Below are 22702 nucleotides of genomic sequence, written 5' to 3'. Positions count from 1 at the left end.
TGAACAGTCAATTCGATGCGCCGGTCATTCCAGATTCGCGGCATCATAGGCATCGCGATCCTCAAGCTGTTCCTCGGAATAGAATGTCACCACATCGTAGTTGCCGTCCTGCAGCGGGATCAGTTTGGCCTCATCAAGGGTCAGCATCACAAACTTGTCGCCAAGACCCAGAAACCCGCCGATCTCGGCCACCATGCCGGTGACTTTGCCATCGGCATCAATCACCAGATCCTGCACCGAACCGGCGCGTTCCCAATCCTCGCTCACGGCGTCATAGATCGCGGTCTCGTCCCACGTCTCGCCACCGCCGCGCATCACATAAAAGCGGCTGCCCACAATATCCTGCGCGGTGATCGTGCCAGAGATCCCCATCGGCGCAGGATGCCCTGTCGATGGATCAGGCCGCCCGTCGTCAAGCGGCTGGTTGCGCATGCCTGCGGTCATATCACGGTCCGCAAGCGTCGGGTCCATCTCGGTGTTCACGATTGTGTCGTCTCGGCTCGGCGCATCGGCGGAGCCGCTGTCAGGCGACAAACCGTTCTGCCCAGAGGACAGTTCAGGGGATTGGTCAAAGGATTGGTCGCCCTCCGCCCCGCCTGATTGCACCGGGCCATTCGACATCATCTCGCCGGACATACCATCCGATTGCATCATGTCCCCCGACGGCATCGCACCATCAGGCGCAGACGCGCTGTCGTTTTCCATCATCATTCCAGTGCCCTCGACACTGCTTTCATTCGATGCGGCTTGTGACAGGACGGCGACAGGCATCAACGCGACAAGCGCGCTGGTCAGAAAAATGCGTTTCATCTCAGGGACCTCCTAGGCTTGAGGATGAAACGCAACCGCTTGGAAATTGTTCCTGGTCAATCTTTGCCCAAGGCAAAGGAGGGGCAACAAGCACCTCCTCACAGATCACGCCCGCGCGCGCACGAAGGACAACAACTGGCTTGTGGATCCGTCCTTGCCCTCGATCGGGGCGTCGCCGGACACCAATGGACCCAAGGCAGTGGCCAGTTCCTTGCCCAGTTCCACGCCCCATTGGTCGTAGGAATTGATGCCAAGGATGACACCTTCGACAAAAACGCGATGCTCGTACAGCGCCACGATCTTGCCCAGCGTTTCAGGATCCAACTTGTCGTAAATCAGCGTCGTCGACGGGCGGTTGCCCGAGAACACACGATGGCGCGCCTGCCGCTCCAGCTCGGCCCCGTCGAACTTATCCGCGACCTTGGCGCGCGCCTCGTCCAGCGACCGTCCCCGCATCAGTGCCTCGGACTGCGCCAGACAGTTGGCAACCAACAGCTCGTGATGATGGCGCAGATCGGCTTCGTGCCCTTGTGCTGCCACCATGAATTCACAGGGCACAATCCGCGTCCCCTGATGGATCAGCTGATAAAACGCGTGCTGCCCGTTGGTCCCCGGCTCACCCCAGACAATCGGGCCGCTTTCAAACGGTAAATCGGCCCCATCCATGCTGACCCCCTTGCCGTTGCTCTCCATTTCGAGCTGCTGCAAATAGGCCGGCAGGCGCATCAGGCGGTTGTCATATGGCAGCACCGCGCGGGTCGCATGCCCCTGCCCCTGATTGTGCCAGATCCCCACAAGGGCAAGCATGACGGGCAGGTTTTCCAGCGGTGCCGCCTGTTGAAAGTGTTGATCCATAGCTTGCGCACCGCGCAGGAAGGCGCGGAAATTATCAGGGCCAACGGCAATCATCAGCGACAGACCAATCGGGCCCCAAACCGAATAGCGCCCGCCGACCCAATCCTCGAAGCCGAACACACGCTCGGCCGGAATGCCAAAGTCAGCAGCCGCCGCTTTGTTGGTCGACAGGGCGATGAATTTTCCCGCGTCGGACACGCCCGCCCGCTCCAGCCACGCTTTGGCGGTGCGCGCATTGGTCATTGTCTCGATCGTGGTGAATGTTTTGGACGCCACGATAAATACGGTTTTCGACGGATCGCAGTGTTTCAACGTGTCGGCAATATCGGCCCCGTCGACGTTGGACACAAAATGCGTGCGCGGTCCGTCATGATACGGTGCCAGCGCCAGTGTCGCCATGACAGGACCAAGGTCGGATCCACCAATGCCGATATTGACCACATCGCGCACGTCCGAGCCGCGCAGCGTTTGTGCCACCTCTTCCATACGGCCCAGCGTGGCCAGCACCTCGGGCATGACATCCGCGCCATCCACATGGATCGGCCCGCCATCCAGATTGCGCAGCGCCGTATGCAGAACCGCGCGCCCTTCGGTTTCGTTGATCTTTTCACCGGCGAACATCGCCGCCCGTCGCCCGGCCACATCCGCCCGGTCCACCAGATCAAGCAAGGCTTGACGGGCCGCGGCGTCCATTTGTGTCTTCGAGTAGTCGAACAGCATGCCCAACGCCGAGACACTGAAATCCGCCGCACGCCCGCTGTCGTCGAACAGCGCTTCGATCCGTTGCTGCGCGAGGCGCGCGGCCTCCACCTTGACCTTGTCGAACATCTTTATCCCCTGTCTTGCCGGTCTGTGGATCAGACGGCCCAATGCACTTTGGCGTCGGAAATCACTGCGTTGATGGGTGCTTCGGTTGCCGGGCGGCCCTTTGCATTGTCCAGTGCGGCGCGCTTTTCATCACCGAAAATGAGCACATGCTTGGCAAGCGCCCCATCCAGCACAGGCGCGGTCAGCGTGATCCGGGGCTCTGGCGCACCCGGTGCGCGCATGGCCATCAATGTAGAAGCATCGGGCTTCAATGCGTCTTCAAGCCGGTCCGCGCCGGGAAAAAGCGAGGCCGTGTGCATATCGGCCCCCATCCCCAGCAAAACCACGGCCAAGGGCAGCACGGCCTCAATCGGCTTTTGCAGCTCGGGCAAACCCTCTTCCGGTGTGTCGAAGGGGGCATATAGCGGCAGGAAACGGGCACTTGCAGCACGATCCTGCAGCAAACGAGACTTTATCAGCGCGGTATTGGACCTTGGGCTGTCTTCCGGAACCCAGCGTTCGTCGCCCAGCAACACATCGACCCGCGACCAATCCAGATCCGCCGCGCACAGATCGTCGAAGATCGGTCCCGGCGAAGTCCCGCCCGGCACGACCAGGGCAGCGCGATCGCGTTGCTGCAAAGCCGTGCGCAAATCGCCCGCCAAACGCTGCGCCAGCTCAATGGACAGCATTTCGCGGTCCGCATATTCGATAAATTCATACGCCATCGGTCAAATCCTCCCGTTTGGCAAAAGCGTCAGACGCGGATGTCGCGCCATTTGCGGCCGTCGCGATGCATCAACATCAACGCATCCTCGGGGCCATTGGACCCGGCCTCATACTCCTTGGGGACATCGCCACGGCGCTTCCAGCCTTCGATGATGGGGTCGGTCCAGCTCCAGGCGGCCTCGACCTCGTCCCCGCGCATAAACAGGGTCTGGTTGCCGCGGATCACATCCATGATCAGCCGTTCGTAGGCGTCCGGAATATCCTCGGCATCCGGCCCCAGAGCATCGGCAAATGTCATGTCCAAAGCCACATCTTTCAGGCGCATGCCCCCCGGTCCCGGTTCCTTGATCGTCACGCCAAGGTTCATGCCCTCGTTCGGCTGCAGCCGGATCGACAGCACGTTGGCATGGCGGCCCGCTTCGGGACCAAAAATCGAATGCGGGGCGTCCTTGAAAACCACGGCGATCTCGGAGGCGCGCGCTTTCAGCGCCTTGCCCGTGCGCAGATAAAACGGCGTGCCCGCCCAACGCCAGTTCGACACGCCGACCTTCATCGCGACAAAGGATTCCGTGGTCGAACGGGGGTCCTCGACGTGGCTGCGGTAGCCCGCCTGCTTCTCGTCAGGCCCGTACTGGCCGCGCACGATGTGATGCCAGTCCACGGGGTCCAGCGCACGGATCACCTTCAGCTTTTCGTCGCGCACCGCATCGGGCTCAAAGCGTGCGGGCGGCTCCATCGCGATCAGGCACAACAGCTGCATCAGGTGGTTTTGCACCATGTCCCGCATCGCGCCGGATTTGTCGTAATAGGCCCCACGCCCCGACACATCGACCGTCTCCGCCACCGTGATCTGGATATGGTCAACGTATTGCGCGTTCCACAGCGGCTCGAACAGCATGTTGCCAAAGCGGACCGCCATCAGGTTCTGCACTGTCTCTTTGCCCAGATAATGGTCAATGCGGTAGATCTGGGTTTCGTCGAAATGCTCCGCCAGCGTCTGGTTCAGCGCGCGCGCGCTTTCCAGATCCTTGCCGAACGGCTTTTCGACCACCACGCGGCTGTCGTCATCAGCCAGACCGAAACCGCGCAAACGTTCCGCCAGCGCACCAAACAGCGAGGGCGCGACCGAGAAATAGAACGCCCGCACCATATCCGGACGCAGCCGTCCTTTCAGCTGCTCCCAGCCGCCGTCGCCCATGGCGTCCACGTGTTCATAGCCGATCATCGACAGGAAATCGTCCAGCGTGCCGTCCTCGCAGGCCTGTCCACCGCCGAATTCCGCAATAGCCTCGCGGACCATTTGGCGGAAACCGGCATCGTCCATCTCTGACCGGGCCGCGCCGATAATGCGCGCCGCCTCCGGCATTTGGCCAGAACAGAACCGGCGGAACAAGCCCGGAAGAATCTTGCGTCGCGCAAGATCCCCGGTCGCGCCGAAAATCACCAGATCGAAGGGGTCCACAGGAATGACGCGTGACACCATGACGGATGGTCCTTTTTCTAGGGCGAACTGCGTCCACCTGCCCTGCTAAGGGACATGTTAGCGATAACGCAGCCTGTTGCCGCTGATCTACCCCATGTTCGCCGCAGAGTCTAACAGCGATATGGCGCTTCTCAATGGATATCGGTGATTTTTATGGCGAGCTTTTGGCAATGCCCCGCCAGCGCGCCCGCCATGGCTTGCGCCGGTCCCGCCCGCATGTCACCAACCTGTCCGACAGGAGACCAAGCATATGACCCAAGCCCGCAAAATCATCATCGACACAGACCCCGGTCAGGACGACGCCGTTGCCATTCTGCTTGCGCTCGCCTCGCCGGAGGTAGAGCTTTTGGGCATCACCACCGTCGCGGGCAATGTGCCGCTGGATCTGACCACCCGAAACGCGCGCATTGTCTGCGAGCTGGCCAACCGGCGCGATGTGGCAATCTACGCCGGGTGCGAGCGCCCCTTGGGCCGCACCTTGGTGACCGCCGAACATGTGCACGGCAAAACGGGGCTCGACGGTCCGGTGCTGCCGGAACCCACCATGCCCATCAAGGACCAGCACGGCGTCGACTACATCATCGACACGCTGCGTGCGGCCCCGGAAAAGTCCATCACGCTGTGCCCATTGGGGCCGCTGACCAATATCGCAACCGCCTTGCAAAAGGCCCCTGATATTGCCGAACGCATCCAAGAGATTGTGTTGATGGGCGGGGCCTATTTCGAGGTGGGCAACATCACACCCACTGCGGAATTCAACATCTACGTCGATCCCGAGGCCGCCAAGATCGTCTTTGACTGCGGCGCGCCGATCACTGTATTGCCGCTGGACGTCACGCATAAGGCGCTGGTCACCCCCCCGCGCAACGACGCCTTCCGCGACCTTGGAACCCCCGTCGGCCGCGCCGTTGCCGAAATGACCGATTTTTTCGAGCGCTTCGATCTGGAAAAATACGGTTCCGAAGGCGCGCCTCTGCATGACCCTTGTGTCATCGGCTACCTGATCGCGCCGAAGCTGTTCTCGGGCCGCAAGATCAACGTCGAGATCGAAACCCAGTCGGATCTGACACGCGGCATGACCGTGGCAGATTGGTGGGGCGTGACAGACCGGCCCGCAAATGCCTACTTCATCGGCGATCTTGATGCCGACGGGTTCTTTGCCCTGCTGGCCGAACGATTGGCCAAGCTATGAAGTCGCTGCACCTTGCCGGCGTGGATGATGCGCCAAAGCTCTTGCCTCTGGTGGCCGGATTCCATCAGGAGATGGGCTTTGGCACCAGTGCAGAGCATCAGGAACTCGCCGTCAGCCCCCTGCTCGAAGGCTCGCCCCACGGGGCGATCTGGATGGTGGGGCTACGCCGCGCGCCGGTGGGATATGTAACAGTCACCTTCGGCTGGTCGATCGAATATGGCGGGCTCGATGCCATCGTTGACGAGCTTTACATCCGCCCCGCCGTGCGCGGACGTGGCATGGGCCACGACGCCCTGGATGGCATCGCAAAAGCGCTGCGCGACGCGGGTGTGCGCGCCCTGCATCTCGAAGTGCGGCGCAGCGATGAGCGCGCACAGGCGTTCTACGCCCGCGCAAGGTTCAAGCCACGTGATGATTACATGTTCATGTCGCGGGTGCTGTAACCCCCTGTCAAACGGGGGCCGCGCCGCCTATATCCACGGGCATGACCCTGCACATCCCCTTTGACAACAGCTTTGCCCGGCTTGACGGTCCGCTGTTCGCCCGCCTCGATCCGACGCCTGTTTCCAACCCCGGCCTGATCGCGTTCAATCATGCTTTGGCGGAGGACTTGGGCATCTCGGGCACCGACGACGCGCACACGCTTGCGCAGGCGTTGTCCGGCAACCACCCCCCCGAGGGGGCCGAGCCTTTGGCGCAGGTCTATGCGGGGCATCAGTTCGGCGGCTTTTCTCCGCAACTGGGCGATGGACGTGCCCACCTGCTGGGCGAGGTGGTCACCCCGCAGGGCCGTTTCGACATCCAGCTCAAAGGGTCCGGCCCCACCCCGTTTTCGCGACGCGGTGATGGGCGCGCGTGGCTTGGCCCGGTTCTGCGCGAATACCTCGTGTCCGAGGCGATGCACGCGCTTGGTGTGCCGACCTCCCGTGCCTTGGCCGCCGTGCGCAGTGGCGACGAGGTGATCCGCGAACGCCCGTTGCCCGGTGCGGTGCTAACCCGTGTCGCTTCAAGCCACATCCGCGTGGGCACCTTCCAGTATTTCGCCGCACGGCGCGAAACCGACACCCTGCGCACCCTGTTTGACTACACCCGTGACCGACACGCTCCGAATGCCGATGGGCCAGAGGCCCTGTTGGCCGCCACCATCCAAAAGCAGGCGGCGCTGGTGACACAATGGATGGGACTTGGGTTCATCCATGGGGTGATGAACACCGACAATTGCACCCTGTCCGGCGAAACCATTGACTACGGGCCATGCGCCTTCATGGATGCCTATGATCCGCGCCGCGTGTTTTCGTCGATTGACCGGCAGGGCCGCTATGCCTTTGCCGCGCAGGCTGACATCATCGTGTGGAACATGGCGCAACTGGCCTCGGCGCTTGTTCCCTTAATGACGGACGAGGAGGCCGCCGTGACGCGGTTCCAGTCCATGATCGAGGAGATGCCCGACCTGTTGCGCCACGAATGGCTGACACGTTTTGCGGCCAAGCTGGGGATTGACGCCCCACGTGATGAGGACGGCCCGCTGATCGGCGAGCTGTTGTCGTTGATGCACAAAGGCGGCTCTGATTTCACCAACACATTCGCGGCCTTGACCGACGGCTCTGCCCGGGACGAGATTGCCGACCGCGCCGCCTACGATGACTGGCACGCCCGTTGGCAAAAGCGGCTGGAGGCAGAACCGGATGCCCAGGATGTGATGGCCGCGGCCAACCCTCGGGTCATTCCGCGCAACCACCAGATCGAGGCTGTCATCGCCGCCGCCGTAGATGGCGACGACGCCCCCTTTCACCGGCTGCACGCGGCGCTGGCCCAGCCCTACGATGCGCGGGCAGACAACCACTGGCTGCGCGCGGCCCCTGCCCCGGACGAGCGGGTGCAGGCCACATTCTGCGGGACCTGACCTAAACGGTCGGCTGGGACGGTGGGCGCGGCTTACGGCGGCGATTGATCAGCACGATCCCCACCGCCACCAAGGTCAGAGCGATCAGAAATTGCACACCCACCGGCTCGCCAAAAACCAGCCAGCCGAACACCACCGCCAAAACCGGCGATAGAAAGCTGAACGATGCCACATCCGATGCCGGATAGATCGTCATCAGGTGCAGCCAGAACAAAAAGCCAAGGCTCGCCACAACCACGCCATAGCCCATCGCGGCCCATGCCACGGCATCCGGCGCGCGCATCAGCAGCCCCATGACCGGCGCGAGCACCAGCAACACCACCGCCGAGACCGCCAACTGCCAGAACAACTGCCCCTCGGCGGGCAGGTCTGACACCCGCGTCATCCGCACGGTCAGCGCGATCCCAGCCCAGCACCAGCTTGCCCCCAAAGCCGCAACATCGCCTAGCAATGAGCCTTGCGTGCGGCTGCTCGGGTCCGTCAAGGCCAGAACCACGCCCCCCATGGCAAGACCCAGACCAATGGCACGGCGCAGCGACAGGGCCTCTCCCGGCAAAGCAAAATGCGCGATCAGCGCCAAAGACACCGGCATGGAATAAAAGATGATCGACCCGCGCGACACGGTGGTCAGATCCAACGCGGTGAAAAGAAGGATAAACTCCAGCGAAAACAGCCCGCCGAGAACCAGCCCCGGCCACAGTGTCGCGCGCAAGGACCCCAACCGTGCACCGCGCCACCAGACCCAAACACCCAGCACCAAAAGCGCCAGCAGCGACCGCAGCCCTGCCCCGAAAACGGGTCCGAATCCGCCATTGCTCAGCTTGATCACAACCTGATTGAACGCCAAGGCGACGGCAAAGCCTGTCAGCCCCAAAGCACCGGCCATATCCATGGAATCTTTACGTTTCATGGGCCCATGGACACTGAGCTGCCGATAAGGTCAATGGCTGCACTTGGCCTCGGGCGGACCAAAGTTTAAAAGAGAGAACAGCACAGAAAACGCGGGCCCATGACAGACACCATCCTAGAACGCTGCGCAGCACAGGGGCTGCGCATGACCGACCAGCGGCGCACCATTGTCGAGGTGCTCGAAACCGCGGCCGATCACCCCGATGTGGAGGAACTGCATGCCCGCGCCGCCGCGCTGGACGCGCGGATTTCTCTGGCGACGGTGTACCGGACCGTCAAACTGTTCGAGGAAACCGGCATACTGGAAAAAGTGGATTTCGGGGACGGGCGCGCCCGCTATGAAGACGCGGAACGCGAACATCACGACCATCTGATCGACGTAACCACCGGCGATGTCATCGAATTTGTCGACCCCGAGATCGAGGCCCTGCAGGAAAAAATCGCTAAAAAGCTGGGCTACAAGCTGCAAGGACACCGTATGGAATTATACGGTGTCCCGCTGAAAAAGCCTTAACCGAAGGCGATCGACACACGCCGGTTCTGCTTGCCCTTATTCTCGATCTTGCCCAGCGTCAGGTGACCGATTTCCGCCGTGCGCGCCACATGGGTGCCACCGCAGGGCTGCAGGTCAACCTGTTCAGACCCCCGCCCGATCCGCACCAGACGAATACGCCCCGCGCCCCGTGGCGGCTGAACGGACATGGTTTTCACAAGCTCGGGGCGGGCCGTCAATTCGGCCTCGCTGATCCAGCCTTCGCTGACTTCCAGATCACGATCCACCAAGGCATTGAGTTGCTCGGCAATGGCCTCGCGGTCGCTGGGTGGCTCCGGCATGAGAAAATCCAGACGTCCCGTTTGTGGTCCGATCTGCCCACCTGTCACCGGCAAGGGAATCACAACGCTTAGCAGATGCAGCGCCGTGTGCATCCGCATATGCCGATAGCGCAGATCCCAATCCAGCACCTGCACGACATGCGCCCCCATCGGCGGCAGCGCCATCGGCTCGGCCGGCACCAATACAGACCGCTGGCCATCTTCCGACTTAACCGCCGTGGCGATGGGCAGGCGTATGCCGTCCCATTCCAACCAGCCGCTGTCGCCGGGCTGGCCACCGCCCTTGGGGTAGAACAGCGCAGGTTCGACGATCACCCCACCCTCGGGCGTAATGTCGACCACGCGCCCCGGCGCTTCGCGCAGGTAGGCATCCTGTCGATACAAGGGGGTTGCATCTGTCATCTGTCAGCGTCTCCTTCGCCTGCCGTCTCGCCGTCGCCGCGCCCTTCGGGCAAATCCAGACCGCCGCCTGCGACCTTATCCGGTGTCTCGGGGGGGACTACGTCCTCGGGCGCGTCCTCAGCGGGCGCTGCCCTTCCTCCGGTCAGGGTTTCAGGATTGCGCAGCCAGACATCACGCTGCGCAAACGGCACCTCGATCCCTTCCTTGGCAAAGGTCTCGACGATCTGATGGCGGATCTCAGTCCGTACCGCCAGCCCCATCGTAATGTCGTACAACACGGCGCGGATCTGGAAATCGAGAGAATCCGCCCCGAAGCCAATGAAATCCACCCCCGGTTCAGGGTTCAGCAACACGTCATCATGACGGCGCACAATGTTCATCAACAACCGCTGCACTTTGCGCGTGTCGCTGCCATAGGCCACGCCGACGGGGATCACGATCCGCCCCATCATATTGCCACGGGTGTAGTTGGACACAGTGCCGGAAATCAGATCTGCATTGGGCACGATCATCTCGAAGCGGTCAAAGGTCTCGATCCGGGTGGAGCGGACAGAGATATCCTTGACCGTTCCATGTGTGCCGTTGACCTCGATCCAGTCGCCTTCGGAAATCGGGCGCTCCACCAGCAGGATGATCCCGGAGACAAAGTTCTGCACAATAGTCTGCAAGCCAAAACCGATACCGACAGACAGCGCACCGGCCACAATCGCCAATGAGGACAAATCCAGCCCGCCAGAGGTGATCGCCACGATGGCCGCCAGAAAAATCCCGATATAGCCCACGCCAGAGGTGATGGCCGTCTGGCCGCCCTTGTCGATCTTGGTCTTGGGCAGGACCGACGTCCTCAACGCCCCCTGCAGCAGACGTGTCAGCATGTAGCCGATGACAAAGACCACGATCACCACAAGGAAATCCGTGGGCGAAATGCGCGTCTCGCCAAAGACGAAGCCCTCGCGGAAGCGGGTCCAGAGTTCCAACAGATCGGCGGTCCGCGCGCCCCATATCAAGGCAAGGAACGGCAGCGCCGCGGCACAAAGCAGGAATGCCGCAAGCACCGGAAAAAGCCCGTCGTTTTCCGTGTTGAACCGATCCGACACCAGATCGCTGACGTCAAAGATGAACCGCTGCAGCACCATCAAAAGCGCGGCCAGCCCCAGCGTCGCGACAAAGGGGTAGACCGTCGCCTCGCCAAATTGTGCGTAACCGATCGCGGACATGGCGGTACCCACCACGGCCACCCCCTGCCCGATCCGCCCCAAAAGACGCATCATACGGGCGCGGAAAACGCTGGCTTCTTCGTCCTCTGGAACCTCGACGCTGTCCTCGCTGGCAAGGATGCGGCACAACCGGAATAGCGCCAGCGCGCTCAGCAGCAGGATCGGGAATTCGATCACGGCGGTCGAGGCCTCGGAATAGCCGTCCAGCTCACCCTGCGCGCCAACCACGTCCCACGCCACATAAAGCCACGCCAGAGCGTTGGCCAAACGCCGCCCCTCTTGGCGGGCGCCATCTGTCAGCTGAACCGTCCGCCGGTCCCCGATTTCGAGGAACAACTGATCTGCCAGCCAGCGCGTGCCCAGCAGCAACGCCGCCCAGAATTGCAACTGACCCAGCAAGGCCTCCCAACGGGTGCCGCTGAACCCTGTGGCAGACACCGCCTCAATCAGCGCATAAATACCTAAATAGGGCAGCACGATCGCGCCCAAGGAGACGAAGAACCGGAACACGCCGGTGCCACGCCGTGCGCCGCCACGCAAACGGTCTACCCCCATCTGCGCCCATGTCTTGCCGCGCGTGATCAGCATCACGCCGACCGCTGTCAACAACAAGACCAGCGGCAGATTGCGGCGCGCTTCGCTTTGATAAGACGGCGATTTTGCGTTGGCCACGACCTCGTCCCATGTGGCGCGGAGCGAGCCCATAAAGGCGCCAAGCGCCGTCGGCCAATTGGTCGGATTAAGCGGCGTCGGCCCCAGTTCCAAAAGCTCGCGGGTCTGGCGGTCGCGGATGATAGCATCAATCTCGCGGATGATCCCGTCGGCGCGGGTGTAGGCCTCTTCGGCCTGCAGCACCGGCGCACGCAAGTCGGCAAGCTGGGCGTTCAACTCGCTACGGCGCGCGGCGATGTCCTCGGGCTCTTCCTCGCCTTCTTCGGGGGCAGCCCCCAATGCGTCGATCTGCGCCCGCACGGTGCTGATGCGCGAGGCGTTGGTGTTCTGCGCCTCCAGAAACTGGGTCCGCCACGCGACCATGCGCGACCGGATGTCTTCCAACTCGGCGCTGGAGGCCGCACCAAGGTCCAGCTTCACCTCATCGGCGCGGGCGCGCAGTTCCCATTCCGCATAGTCCGGCTGCGTCACATCCTGCGCAAAGGCCGGAGTGTCCATGCCAGAAACAAAAAGGCACGCCGCAAGAAGCAGCGTGCCCAAAAATCGTGTCAAACAGCTCATGCGTCCTCAAATACGCCGGGGATCGACGCAGGCGCACGTGTCATCCATGGCGGTGTCGGCAACCCTTTGTCGCGCAGGAAATCGGGGTTGAACAGTTTCGACTGATAGCGCGTGCCATAGTCACACAGCACCGTTACGATGGTGTGGCCCGGTCCCAGCTCGCGCGCCATCTGGATCGCGCCCGCGATGTTCACACCGCTTGAACCGCCAAGGCACAGCCCCTCGTCCTGCAGCAAATCGAACACAATGGGCAGCGCCTCTTTGTCGGCGATGCGCCAGCAGAAATCGGGTGTGAACCCTTCGAGGTTGGCCGTGATGCGCCCCTGCCCGATGCCCTCGGTAATCGAGTTTCCGGGGTTTTCGGTGCCGGTGTAAAGCTTGAACAAACCGGCCCCTTCAGGATCGGCCAGACCGATCTTTACGCCTTTGGGCTGCAGCGCCATTCCGACACCGGCCAAGGTGCCGCCCGATCCGACCGCGCAGACAAAGCCATCGACCTTGCCGTTGGTCTGTTCCCAGATTTCGGGGCCGGTGGTTTCGATATGCGCCTGACGGTTGGCCACGTTGTCGAACTGGTTCGCCCAGATCACCCCTTCTGGCGTGGTGCGCGACAGCTCTTCGGCAAGCCTGCCTGAATACCGTACATAGTTGTTCGGATTGCTGTAGGGCGCTGCGGGCACCAGAACCAGCTCGGCCCCGGCCAGACGCAACATGTCTTTCTTTTCCTGACTTTGCGTCTCGGGCATGACGATCACCGTCTTAAAGCCCATCGACGCCCCGACCAGCGCCAGACCAATGCCCGTGTTACCGGCGGTCCCTTCGACGATGGTGCCGCCGGGTTTCAACAAGCCCTTTTCCACGGCGTCCTTGATGATGAACAGCGCGGCGCGATCCTTGACCGATTGACCCGGGTTCATGAATTCCGCCTTGCCCAGAATCTCGCATCCGGTCTCTTCAGAGGCTTTCTTGAGTTTGATCAGCGGGGTGTTTCCCACCGCCTGTGCGAGGTCGGCTGCGATACGCATGTGGCGATCCTTTTTCATCTCTTGCCAAAGGGTGTAGGGCTGCGGTCACCGGAACTCAAGGCCTGCGCGATGCCATCACCCCGCCTGTGCGCGCCGTACGTTCGCGGCAAGCCCTGCAGACGGGACCTGATGTCCTGCAGGATGCAAACGTTTGGCAAAATATTTCCCGTCTAAAGCGCAATCAGAGACGCTATTTCTTTCTCAGGCTTTCGCGACGTCCCGCCAAGGCAAAGATCAACATCTGCAGCGGCACTGCGTTGATCTCTCCGCTGGCGACCAAGTCCAGTGCTTTATCGAAGCTAATAACGTGGTTGCGAATATCCTCATTCTCGCTGGCCAGCCCCGCCTGACTGCGGCTTGCGCGATTTGATAGATCACACAACCCGATGAAAGTGTGATAGAATTCAGTGCTGTATCCCGGCGAGGCATAGCCCGTCGAAATGGGCAGGAGTTCATCCAGTTGAAGGCCCGCTTCTTCAACGGCCTCGCGTCGCGCGGCCTCTTCCGGCGTCTCGCCCGCGTCAATCATGCCTGCCACAGGCTCCAGCACCCAAGGCGCAGAATCCCCCCGATGGATTGGCCCGAACCGGCATTGTTCTGTCAGCAAAATTTGGTCCGAGATCGGATCATAAGGCAGCACCAGCGCCACGTCATAGGCCATGAAACACTCGCGGCGCAGAGGTTTGCCCCAGCTCCCGTCGAATTGTCGATACCGAAGTGTAAAGGGCTGCAGGCGAAAGAAACCGTCGTATCCTTCGTGCAGATCCAGGATTTCAACATCGCGCTCTTGTGTCAGATCCGAACGGATGGAACGCGCGGTTGGCGCTCCGGCCAGTATCTTTGACCACGCACGGTTGCGAAAAAACGGCAGCAAGGTCGCCACACTCTCGCCACCCGTTTTTCCGAAACGCGACATGGCTTCTGTGGCGGCCAGACAGGACATCCTTCCCCATGTGTCCTGCCAATCGCTCAAGGACCACGGGCCGCCAACGGGCATCGGAGCATCGGGAAAATAGACGACCGTATCAACCGGACCGATGTCCGTAACCACCTGTACGGCGCGAAGAGAATAGCCAAAGCCACCCTCATAAAAGTTAAGCCGATCAAGGTCTTCTTCGGTGAGCCCCTGCAACAAGGTCCCAACGATGGATCCCTCACCCTCCCGTATTGTCGGGTACGGCTCGCCGGGCACCTCCAGCGCGAGATACCCGCATAGCGTCGCGTCACGAGAGTCGACATCGCGGCCCAAAACGATCGCCCTCAGATCGGGGCACCGCAATGTGCCGTAGCAAAACAAACTGTTCAAATTCAGCTCCAGCGCCTACCGGCGATTTCAGCGATCAACCCGCTGATGATCCCTCCGACGAGCACCGCCAAGATGATCTCCGCTTGAAAAATGCGGGCGCCAAATTCCAAAGCGAGCTCGAAAATGGCGCCAACCGCCTCGAACGGGCTGTCATAAAAACGCCGGAAGGACCGGTCGACCATTTCCTCGGTCGCATACACAAACACGCCCCAAATAACGACCATTACAGCCGCTGTTGTGCCGTTAGATATCGACGCCGCAAAGCCCCGCCCGGTCCGCGGACCAAGCAAAATCCAGCCGCATAGAAACCCAATCAGCGCATTCCAATAATCGAAGTTGTGAAAATCGGTCCCCTCCGGCCAGAGGGGACGCACCAGTTGCGAAATCACAAGCGCCATAACCGCCAAACACAGACCAGCGACGAGTTTGGAGGCAGTGGGCATGGATCAAGCGGGCCTTTGGATCGTGATTTGTGTCACGTCACAATTACCGCTGTGAAAGGTCGCCGCGCAAGAGGCGAGGTAGAAATTCCACATCCGGCGGAAACGATCATCGAAACCCATGTTCGAAATTTCATCCCAATGATCGTTGAACGTATCATGCCAACGGCGCAACGTCTGGCTATAGCTCTCTCCGAATTCAAGGCTTCTAACAACTTGAAGCCCTGCACGTTCCACTTCACCACGAAGGATTTCCGGGCTGGGCAACATGCCGCCGGGAAAGATGTACTTCTGAATAAAATCGACGCCCCGACGGTACACTTCCCAACGTTTGTGCTGCAAAGTGATGATCTGCAGCGTTGCATGCGCCCCGGGTTTTAGCCGCTCACGAACCGTCTCAAAATAGACGGGCCAATATTTCTCGCCGACGGCTTCGAACATCTCAATACTGGCAATCCCGTCGTATTGCCCACGTTCATCACGGTAATCCTGCAATTTCAGGTCCACCATATCGGTCAAACCTGCACGCTTCATACGATCCTGCGCGTAAGCCAGCTGTTCCTTCGAGATCGTCAAACCCGTCACACGAAGCCCGCGTTCTTTTGCTGCGTATTCCGCGAAACCGCCCCAGCCACAGCCGATTTCCAGAATATGGTCGCCGGGCTTTGCGCCCATCTGGTCCACCATGGATTTGTATTTCGCGATCTGGGCCTTTTCGGTGCTTTCCTGCCCTGTCTCGAAAAGCGCCGAACTGTAGGTCATCGTTTCATCCAGCCAGAGGCTGTAAAAGTCGTTCCCCAAATCGTAATGGTGCGAGATGTTCTTTCTGGCCTGACGTTTGGTATTGCGCTGCATCCAGAAACGAAACTTCTCCCAAACCCGCACCAGCCCCTGCCCCGGAAACCCGTCGAATAGGCTGTCTTCGTTTGCGTGGACGAGATCGAGAAAGGCCATCAGGTCCGGCGAGGTCCAGGATTGATCCATGTAGGCTTCGCAGAACCCCAGATCGCCCTCGCGGATCAATCTGCCAAAGATATCATCGTCGTGCAGGTGAACTTCGGCGACTGGTCCGGGCGCGGCACCGTCCGCGCGAAACCGGCGCCCGTCGCGCAAAACCATATCCAACCGCCCCTTTTCCATGCCCTGTGCCATGCGGAACACATGTCCGAAATAGCGCGGCAGATCAGTTTGGTGGTCAAGGGACGTCAGGGCCATGTGGTGCTTTCATATCACGAGGAATGTTCGGGAATTTTATGCCAGATAATCAATGCGGCAAGTGTTCTTAGTTTGGAATTCCCGCAAAGAGGTGGTTTACTTGATACATACGCGGGGCCCGGCTGAGCGGATCATAGATTTTGAATGCCCCCTCAAAGAAATTTACAGGAGTGCACGTCGTGACACGGCAAATGTTAGTATCAGGCCTGCTGGCAATTATTTTGGTGGGTTGCGGCGAAATACGCAACGTTGCGCTTCCGACCGGTGGGAATACGGACGCCCCGAATACCCGTGGCCCGATCACGCTTTCCGGCGGGGGATCTCCCAATCTGTCCAGCCCTGCGCCAATCCAGCAAACACCGGCAAGCGCACAAAACTGGCGCCGTGACCTGCCGCGTAACATCGCTTATTTCAACTTGGGCAACACCGCCGTGACCATTTACGATTCCGCCGAGCAGACGTCTTCGACCGGTACCCTGTTACCCGGCGAAGGTGGCTATATCCGGACCTGTGACGATACCAAACCCGTGTGTCGGATGGATTTTGGCAACGGCCGCCAGGGTTGGGTACAGATGTCATCTATGGCCGGTGTTTCCGGCTGACCCGAATTCAGAAATCGCGGTTTTGATAAGCTTCCAATGCCCTTTGCCGCCCCTCTTTTACGTCGACAATCGGGTCGGGATAGGCATCATCCGGAGACAACGGCCAGCTTTCGGGAATAGCGTCGAAATAGCTAAGGGCCGTCGCGCTTGGGTTGCGGCGATCCTCGGCAATCCAGCGGTCAATATAGGACCGGTCCGGGTCAAATTTTTCACGCTGCGTGACGGGATTGAAAACGCGAAAATATGGCGTCGCATCCGGTCCCGATCCCGCTGACCATTGCCACCCCATTGCGTTCGACGCAGGGTCCCAATCGATCAGACAATCGTCAAACCATTTCTGTCCGATTTTCCAATGGCACATCAGGTGTTTGGTCAGATAGCTGGCAACAATCATCCGGACACGATTGTGCATGCGGCCCGTGACATACATCTCTCGCATGCCCGCGTCGACAAAACGAATACCGGTTCTGCCCTGTTTCCACGCCTTCACTTCGCTCAGACGCTCGTCTTCATTCCACGGGAAGGCATCCCAATCCTCGCGCCAATTGTCGGTCAAAAGGCGCGGCGTATGCCACATCAAATGATATGCAAACTCCCGCCAAACCAGCTCTTTCAAGAAGGTTTCCGCGCCTGCTTTGCCGGCCTCCATGGCCCTGCGGCCCGCATGCCAACATTGCGCAGGTGAAATCTCGCCCACGGCAAGGTTCTCGGACAACCCCGACGTCCCATCCACCGCCACGCGGTCACGCGCTTGCGCGTAGTCATCAATCTTGTCACGGACGAACACAGACATACGGTTCATCGCTTTTTCTTCACCGACATGAAGATAAGGGTACACCACATCAGCGCCGCGCCTCATCGCGGCGGCCAAACCCCAATCCGTGATCTTTTCACTTTCAGGCCAGCTACTTGGGGCCATAAGCTCATGTGGCGCTGGAAGCGGTGCGGGGACGTCTCTGTCTTTGACCGACTTCCAGAATGGCGTGTACACTTTGTAGAATGCGCCCTGCTTAGTCTCGACGGTCCATGGCTCGAACATGATGTGGCCCGTGTGGCTGGCGGCGTCCACGTCGAGGTCCTTTATTGCCTCTTTTACCCGACGATCCCGGTCGACGCTGTCGGGGTCATAAGCGCGCGACCAGTATACAGCCCCGGCACCGGTTTCCCTGACCAACTCCTCTAGCACTTCGCGCGCAGGCCCGGACCGCAAGATCAATCGGCTTCCTTTGGCCTCTAGGGTCTTTGCCAAATGCTCGACGCCCAGACCCAGCCGCCATTTCGGCGCGGCCCCCAGTTGATCGACCAGAGCATCCCGGATGAACACCGGAATGACCGGCCCGCCCCGTTCCACAGCAGCCGTTAAAGCCGCATTATCACCCAGACGCAGATCACGCCTGAACCATACCAGCGTCGGAGATTTGCTCATTCTATTCCCTCGTTTCCGCAGACACTTAGCGCGCAGTCGCTGGAGACAAGATCACAAATGGACGTATCAACCGTTTTCCTCGGTCCGGGTTTCCAGATCGGGCATAAAAACCAGATCGGACACCGGCGCAGCCAAACCCGCCGATGTCAGCATGGCGTGGATTTGCCCGCGATGATGGGTTTGGTGATTGAACATATGCGTCACGCATATTGCCATCGCGCGTCGAATGTCGGATTGGGCGGAGCCCGAAAACCAAACAAGATCGCGGTCGAGGTCGCTGTGGGTGAGCGCTGCGGCCCAATCTAAAATCCGCGCATCCAGATCGCGCCTGCGCCCACCCCATCCTTCTGCATTTGCCGTCAATCGCGGGCTGTCAGGCAAAGGCACAGATGGGGGCGCCACATCCGCAAAACGCGACATCCACATCTGATCCGCCCAAAGAACATGGTTCGCCGTGCCAAGGATCGAGCCGAAAAACGCGCCCCTGTCAGCGCACAGATCCCCTGCCCCGGCGGTCGCGAATATGTCGATCAGCTGCGCGTTTTGCCAAGCATTATAGCGCGCCAAGGTTCGTACGTGATCGGGTGTCATGCAATGCGTCCTATCGAGGAATAGCTTTGATCAAAGCTAGCCCCGTTGGCCCGCCAGAAACAATGTTTCTATACGCCATCTGCGGGCTTGCAGCATATCCAACTGCATCAACAACCATGTTCATCAAGGAAATGGCGCACCCGATAGGATTCGAACCTATGGCCTCTGCCTTCGGAGGGCAGCGCTCTATCCAGCTGAGCTACGGGTGCCTGTGGGTGCATCTACCGTGCCCCGCCACAGGCTGCAAGCGCGATCTTCATGACCTGCGCGCTTCAACCCGGTTTCTCCGCCACCGCCAGCATGGTCATCTCCGGGATCATGTCAGAGACCGAGATATCAACAAAGCCAGCCTTTTCCAAAGCGGCCGTCAGCCCACCGACATCCAGCGACCTCGCGTGGGGGGTAAAGGCCGTGTGCTGCAGCTGCCAAAGCGCCGCCAGTTTGGGCCCTGTGCGATCCGCATGAACCACGAAATCATGCAACAACAGCAAACCGCCGGGCTCCAACCGGTCAAAGGCTTGCGACAGTAGCCCCGAATGGCTCTCGCCCGGGACACCGGAAAACAAGTAGGACATTAGCACAAGATCCTGCCCCGCTGGCCAATCGACCTCCAGAGCATTACCGTGATGATAGCGGATACGGTCTGTCAGCCCTGCGGTCGCTACGTAGTCCTGCCCGAGCGCTGCAACATTGGGAAAATCCACGATGGTCGCGCTCAGGTCCGGCAGCGCCGAACACAGTGTGATGGACCACGCCCCTGTGCCACCGCCCACGTCCAGCAAGCGGCGCGCCCCGCTAAGGTCGACCTTGCGCAGCAATTGCCGCGCCGGTCCCAGCGATCCGGCATGCTGCGACTGGGAATAAAGACGTGCTTGTTCCGGGTCGGAAAACCACTCTGCATAGGACGCAGTCGCGCCCTCGGGCAAACGGTCTGTCAGGGCATCCTCGATCTGATCAAGCAGACCGTACATCTGGCGCCCCACTTGCAAGCGCAGGTAATCGCCGAAATCGTATTTCGCACCTTTGACCAAAAAGGCCTCCGCCGCGGGGGAGTTCGCGTAACACCCATCCGTCCGCGTGACCAAGCCAAGGCCCGTCAAAGCGGTCAACAGGGTTTCAGCCCGGTCGCCATCCACCTCGGTGCGTGCGGCCAGCCCCTGTGCCGACAATGGTCCCTCGGTCAATGCGGTAAAAACGCCGATTTCCAGTGCCGCAAACAGCGCCTTTGATCCCATGAAGCCGAATGCAATATCCGACACCTGATCCGCAGTTTCCAAGACAGCCATGATCCCCCCTAGGTCAGCTTCACTGACACAGTAGCGGGGGGATCATCACTTGGAAAGAAACGACATTGAAATGTCGCAATCAGACATTGGCAGTGATCAAGGCTTAGCCAAACAAATCATGCGCCAGTTCAAGTGCATCCACCAAGGCATCGACTTCGGCCGTCGTGTTGTACAGGCCAAAGGACGCGCGGCAAGTCGCACTGACCCCCAGATGATCCATCAGCGGGCCCGCGCAATGATGGCCTGCGCGCACGGCAACGCCCTTTTTGTCCAAGATGGTCGAGATATCATGCGCATGCGCCGCCCCTTCCATCGTGAAGGAAAAGATCGCCGCCTTGTCCGCCGTCGTCCCTTGGACGTTGATCCAGTTCAGCCCGCCCAGCCGGTCCACGGCGTAGTCGCGCAAGGCGGCCTCATGCGCGGCAATGTTCTCCATCCCCAGATCCATCATATAGTCCAGAGCCACCCCCAGACCGATCTGCTGCACGATACCGGGGGTGCCGGCCTCGAACTTCATCGGCGGATCGTTGTAGGTGATGTGGTCCTTGTGAACCTCGCGGATCATATCCCCGCCGCCCATAAAGGGCCGCATCTCGTCCATGCGCGCGCGTTTGATCCAGATCGCGCCCGAGGCGGACGGACCATAAAGCTTATGACCGGTGATGGCATAGAAATCACAGCCAAGGCTTTCGACATTGACCGGCATGTGCACTGACGCCTGCGAGCCATCGACCAGCACCGGCACGCCTTTGGCCTGCGCCGCGTCACAAATCGTTTTGACGTCCACGACCGTGCCCAACACATTCGACACCTGCGTGACAGAGATCAGTTTGGTCCTGGGCGTGATGGCATCAATCACCTTTTGCGGATCAAGCGCGCCGGTGGCATCCACATCGACCCATTTGATCACCACCCCCTGACGTTCCCGCAGGAAATGCCAAGGCACGATGTTGGCGTGATGCTCCATCACTGACAGGATGATCTCGTCCCCGGCCTCCAGATGCGGCATAGCCCAGCCATAGGCCACCAGATTGATGCCCATCGTGGTGCCGGTGGTGTAGACGATCTCTTCGGGGTCAGAGGCCCCGAGGAACCGCGCAATGGTGCTGCGCACGCCCTCGTATTTGTCGGTGGCAAGGTTGCTGAGATAGTGCAACCCACGGTGAACGTTGGCGTATTCCTCGGCATAGCCACGGGTGACCGCATCGATCACCACCTGAGGCTTTTGCGCCGACGCACCGTTGTCAAGATAGACCAACGGCTTTCCGTTCACCTCGCGGGACAGGATCGGGAAATCCTTGCGGACCTCGTTCACGTCATACATTGCCAATCAATCCTTCCGGTGAGACGCCGGCCAGTGTCATCAGCATCGACAGCGCAAACCCCAGCGCCAGCAGCGCCAGAATGAACACGCCAAACGCTTTTAACAAAGTACCGTAACCATGCGCCTCGGCTATAAAGTTCAACAGGATCCAGAACCCGATCACCATGGCGACAAGGCTCATCAGACCTGACAGCGGCGGGATTGCCACCAGTAAAATCAACGATGCCGCCTGCACTGCTGCGTTGAGCGCCTGCAACCAGATCAGCAGCAGGGCCACGTCCTCGAACCGGCCCGCACCGCCCATCAAGCGCCCGACAAAGGTCAAAGACGCGATCATACCGGCAAGCGAGACCACCTCGACCACCGCATAGCCCACGGGCTGCGCCAGAAAGATCGACGTGCCCGCAGGTGGCGGCGCCAGCAGCAGCGTCAGACCGTAGAGCACCGCATTCAGGGTGATCACCAACGCAAAGGCTGTGGCCAGCACCTCGCGGCTGAGGTGGGCGGCCATCAGCTGCTGCGCCACGCGGCGGGGGCCGGTGATCGTCTCCAGCGCCATACGTACAAGGCCTTGGGTCAGGGTCATTTCGGCTCTCCTGCCATTCGATGTGCTTCGCGCACCCCGGTGCTTACGAACCACAAAACCGCCATCAGCCACAAGACACCCACCAGCGTCAAAGCGACGCCGGAGCCCACAAAACCGCCGGTCAATCCGCCCAGCAACGCCAAGGGCACCGCCGACAGCAGCCCCCAGAACAGGCTAAGCCGCACGTCATACCCCGTGACCCTGCGCCGCGCGAGACGCAGCAGCAGGTGGATCACTGCCGCCAGCGCATACAGGATCAAGGGCCAGAAGATCATGGTCGCCAACAGCGCCCCACCCAGTGCAGGCTGTAGCGCGGCGTTATACGCCGCGGGCTCTGCCGCCCAACGCGCGGGGTCCGACAGGGACACCTGCCGCGCCACGGTCGGAAGTTGCGCCACGAACATGAACCCGCATGCGCCCATCAGATACGCCAGCGCGCGAGGTTCGCTTTCCTCGCGCGCCAGTTTCCGGCGAAGCACCTCCGCCGGGCGTCGGTACATCGACGCGATATCGCTTGAGACCGGCAA

Annotated in this window: 22 protein-coding genes and 1 tRNA gene; 5 read left to right on the top strand and 18 right to left on the bottom strand. The window is 60.6% G+C overall.

All coding sequences use genetic code 11. The features are described from left to right. Positions 1 to 24 precede the first annotated feature (24 nt). From ACN5AZ_RS00765 to zwf, 4 genes are all read right to left on the bottom strand, one after another. Complete coding sequence (locus ACN5AZ_RS00765; protein ID WP_419426938.1) at positions 25 to 810, bottom strand: PRC-barrel domain-containing protein; 786 nt, start codon at positions 808 to 810, stop codon at positions 25 to 27. 105 nt (positions 811 to 915) lie between these two features. Then, positions 916 to 2493, bottom strand: coding sequence for a glucose-6-phosphate isomerase (gene pgi, locus ACN5AZ_RS00760; protein ID WP_419426937.1), 1578 nt, complete (start codon positions 2491 to 2493; stop codon positions 916 to 918). A gap of 29 nt (positions 2494 to 2522) precedes the next feature. Then, a complete protein-coding gene (gene pgl / locus ACN5AZ_RS00755) occupies positions 2523 to 3200 on the bottom strand; it encodes a 6-phosphogluconolactonase (protein ID WP_419426936.1) in 678 nt (225 codons plus the stop codon). Positions 3201 to 3229: 29 nt separating this feature from the next. After that, positions 3230 to 4684 (bottom strand): glucose-6-phosphate dehydrogenase, encoded by a 1455-nt coding sequence (zwf, locus tag ACN5AZ_RS00750; protein WP_419426935.1) that lies wholly within the window; start codon positions 4682 to 4684, stop codon positions 3230 to 3232. Positions 4685 to 4934: 250 nt separating this feature from the next. Here zwf and ACN5AZ_RS00745 point away from each other — a divergent pair, with 250 nt between their 5' ends. From ACN5AZ_RS00745 to ACN5AZ_RS00735, 3 genes are read left to right on the top strand one after another with little or no spacing between them, the layout of a single operon-like run. Then, positions 4935 to 5876, top strand: a complete 942-nt coding sequence (locus tag ACN5AZ_RS00745) for a nucleoside hydrolase (protein WP_419426934.1) — start codon at positions 4935 to 4937, stop codon at positions 5874 to 5876. Continuing rightward, positions 5873 to 6319: a GNAT family N-acetyltransferase gene (locus tag ACN5AZ_RS00740; protein ID WP_419426933.1), complete on the top strand. Its 447-nt coding sequence runs from the start codon at positions 5873 to 5875 to the stop codon at positions 6317 to 6319. The genes ACN5AZ_RS00745 and ACN5AZ_RS00740 overlap by 4 nt, the downstream gene beginning before the upstream one ends. A 41-nt stretch (positions 6320 to 6360) precedes the next feature. Further along, positions 6361 to 7779: a protein adenylyltransferase SelO gene (locus tag ACN5AZ_RS00735; protein WP_419426932.1), complete on the top strand. Its 1419-nt coding sequence runs from the start codon at positions 6361 to 6363 to the stop codon at positions 7777 to 7779. A 1-nt stretch (position 7780) separates the two neighbouring features. Here the strand turns inward: ACN5AZ_RS00735 and ACN5AZ_RS00730 are convergent, their stop codons facing one another. After that, positions 7781 to 8689 (bottom strand): DMT family transporter, encoded by a 909-nt coding sequence (locus ACN5AZ_RS00730; RefSeq protein WP_419426931.1) that lies wholly within the window; start codon positions 8687 to 8689, stop codon positions 7781 to 7783. 99 nt (positions 8690 to 8788) lie between these two features. On the opposite strand from ACN5AZ_RS00730, the gene ACN5AZ_RS00725 reads away from it, so the two are divergent. Continuing rightward, positions 8789 to 9202: a Fur family transcriptional regulator gene (locus ACN5AZ_RS00725; protein ID WP_419426930.1), complete on the top strand. Its 414-nt coding sequence runs from the start codon at positions 8789 to 8791 to the stop codon at positions 9200 to 9202. Here the strand turns inward: ACN5AZ_RS00725 and ACN5AZ_RS00720 are convergent. The 6 genes from ACN5AZ_RS00720 to ACN5AZ_RS00695 all read right to left on the bottom strand — a co-directional run bounded on the left by ACN5AZ_RS00720 (position 9199) and on the right by ACN5AZ_RS00695 (position 16360). Then, positions 9199 to 9924 carry an alanyl-tRNA editing protein gene (locus ACN5AZ_RS00720; protein WP_419426929.1) on the bottom strand — a complete coding sequence of 242 codons (726 nt, stop codon included), beginning with the start codon at positions 9922 to 9924 and terminating at the stop codon, positions 9199 to 9201. The two genes, ACN5AZ_RS00725 and ACN5AZ_RS00720, sit on opposite strands and share 4 nt — an antisense overlap. Next, a complete protein-coding gene (locus tag ACN5AZ_RS00715; RefSeq protein ID WP_419426928.1) occupies positions 9921 to 12311 on the bottom strand; it encodes a DUF3772 domain-containing protein in 2391 nt (796 codons plus the stop codon). The genes ACN5AZ_RS00720 and ACN5AZ_RS00715 overlap by 4 nt, the downstream gene beginning before the upstream one ends. A 59-nt stretch (positions 12312 to 12370) precedes the next feature. Continuing rightward, positions 12371 to 13399 carry a cysteine synthase A gene (locus ACN5AZ_RS00710; protein ID WP_419426927.1) on the bottom strand — a complete coding sequence of 343 codons (1029 nt, stop codon included), beginning with the start codon at positions 13397 to 13399 and terminating at the stop codon, positions 12371 to 12373. 190 nt (positions 13400 to 13589) lie between these two features. After that, positions 13590 to 14705, bottom strand: coding sequence for a gamma-glutamylcyclotransferase (locus tag ACN5AZ_RS00705; protein WP_419426926.1), 1116 nt, complete (start codon positions 14703 to 14705; stop codon positions 13590 to 13592). A gap of 2 nt (positions 14706 to 14707) precedes the next feature. Further along, positions 14708 to 15148, bottom strand: a complete 441-nt coding sequence (locus tag ACN5AZ_RS00700; RefSeq protein ID WP_419426925.1) for a TrgA family protein — start codon at positions 15146 to 15148, stop codon at positions 14708 to 14710. Between the two features lie 3 nt (positions 15149 to 15151). After that, positions 15152 to 16360, bottom strand: a complete 1209-nt coding sequence (locus tag ACN5AZ_RS00695; RefSeq protein WP_419426924.1) for a class I SAM-dependent methyltransferase — start codon at positions 16358 to 16360, stop codon at positions 15152 to 15154. A gap of 179 nt (positions 16361 to 16539) precedes the next feature. On the opposite strand from ACN5AZ_RS00695, the gene ACN5AZ_RS00690 reads away from it, so the two are divergent. After that, a complete protein-coding gene (locus tag ACN5AZ_RS00690; protein ID WP_419426923.1) occupies positions 16540 to 16962 on the top strand; it encodes a hypothetical protein in 423 nt (140 codons plus the stop codon). Positions 16963 to 16969: 7 nt separating this feature from the next. Here ACN5AZ_RS00690 and ACN5AZ_RS00685 read toward each other — a convergent pair whose 3' ends face one another. From ACN5AZ_RS00685 to ACN5AZ_RS00655, 7 genes are all read right to left on the bottom strand, one after another. After that, positions 16970 to 18388, bottom strand: coding sequence for a cryptochrome/photolyase family protein (locus tag ACN5AZ_RS00685; RefSeq protein WP_419426922.1), 1419 nt, complete (start codon positions 18386 to 18388; stop codon positions 16970 to 16972). A gap of 66 nt (positions 18389 to 18454) precedes the next feature. Beyond that, entirely contained in the window at positions 18455 to 18979 is a 525-nt protein-coding gene (locus ACN5AZ_RS00680; protein ID WP_419426921.1) for a DinB family protein, read from the bottom strand. A gap of 132 nt (positions 18980 to 19111) precedes the next feature. Then, positions 19112 to 19188, bottom strand: a tRNA-Arg gene (locus ACN5AZ_RS00675). A gap of 63 nt (positions 19189 to 19251) precedes the next feature. Next, a complete protein-coding gene (locus ACN5AZ_RS00670; protein ID WP_419426920.1) occupies positions 19252 to 20265 on the bottom strand; it encodes a methyltransferase in 1014 nt (337 codons plus the stop codon). A 103-nt stretch (positions 20266 to 20368) separates the two neighbouring features. After that, positions 20369 to 21589, bottom strand: a complete 1221-nt coding sequence (locus ACN5AZ_RS00665; protein WP_419426919.1) for a cysteine desulfurase — start codon at positions 21587 to 21589, stop codon at positions 20369 to 20371. Beyond that, complete coding sequence (locus ACN5AZ_RS00660; protein ID WP_419426918.1) at positions 21582 to 22175, bottom strand: YIP1 family protein; 594 nt, start codon at positions 22173 to 22175, stop codon at positions 21582 to 21584. Before ACN5AZ_RS00660 ends, ACN5AZ_RS00665 begins: the two co-directional genes overlap by 8 nt. Continuing rightward, positions 22172 to 22675 carry a YIP1 family protein gene (locus tag ACN5AZ_RS00655; RefSeq protein WP_419426917.1) on the bottom strand — a complete coding sequence of 168 codons (504 nt, stop codon included), beginning with the start codon at positions 22673 to 22675 and terminating at the stop codon, positions 22172 to 22174. Before ACN5AZ_RS00655 ends, ACN5AZ_RS00660 begins: the two co-directional genes overlap by 4 nt. Between the last annotated feature and the right edge of the window lie 27 nt (positions 22676 to 22702).

Source organism: Sagittula sp. SSi028, assembly GCF_048553715.1.
GTDB lineage: Bacteria > Pseudomonadota > Alphaproteobacteria > Rhodobacterales > Rhodobacteraceae > Sagittula.
This window is presented reverse-complemented; position numbering and strand designations above follow the sequence as displayed.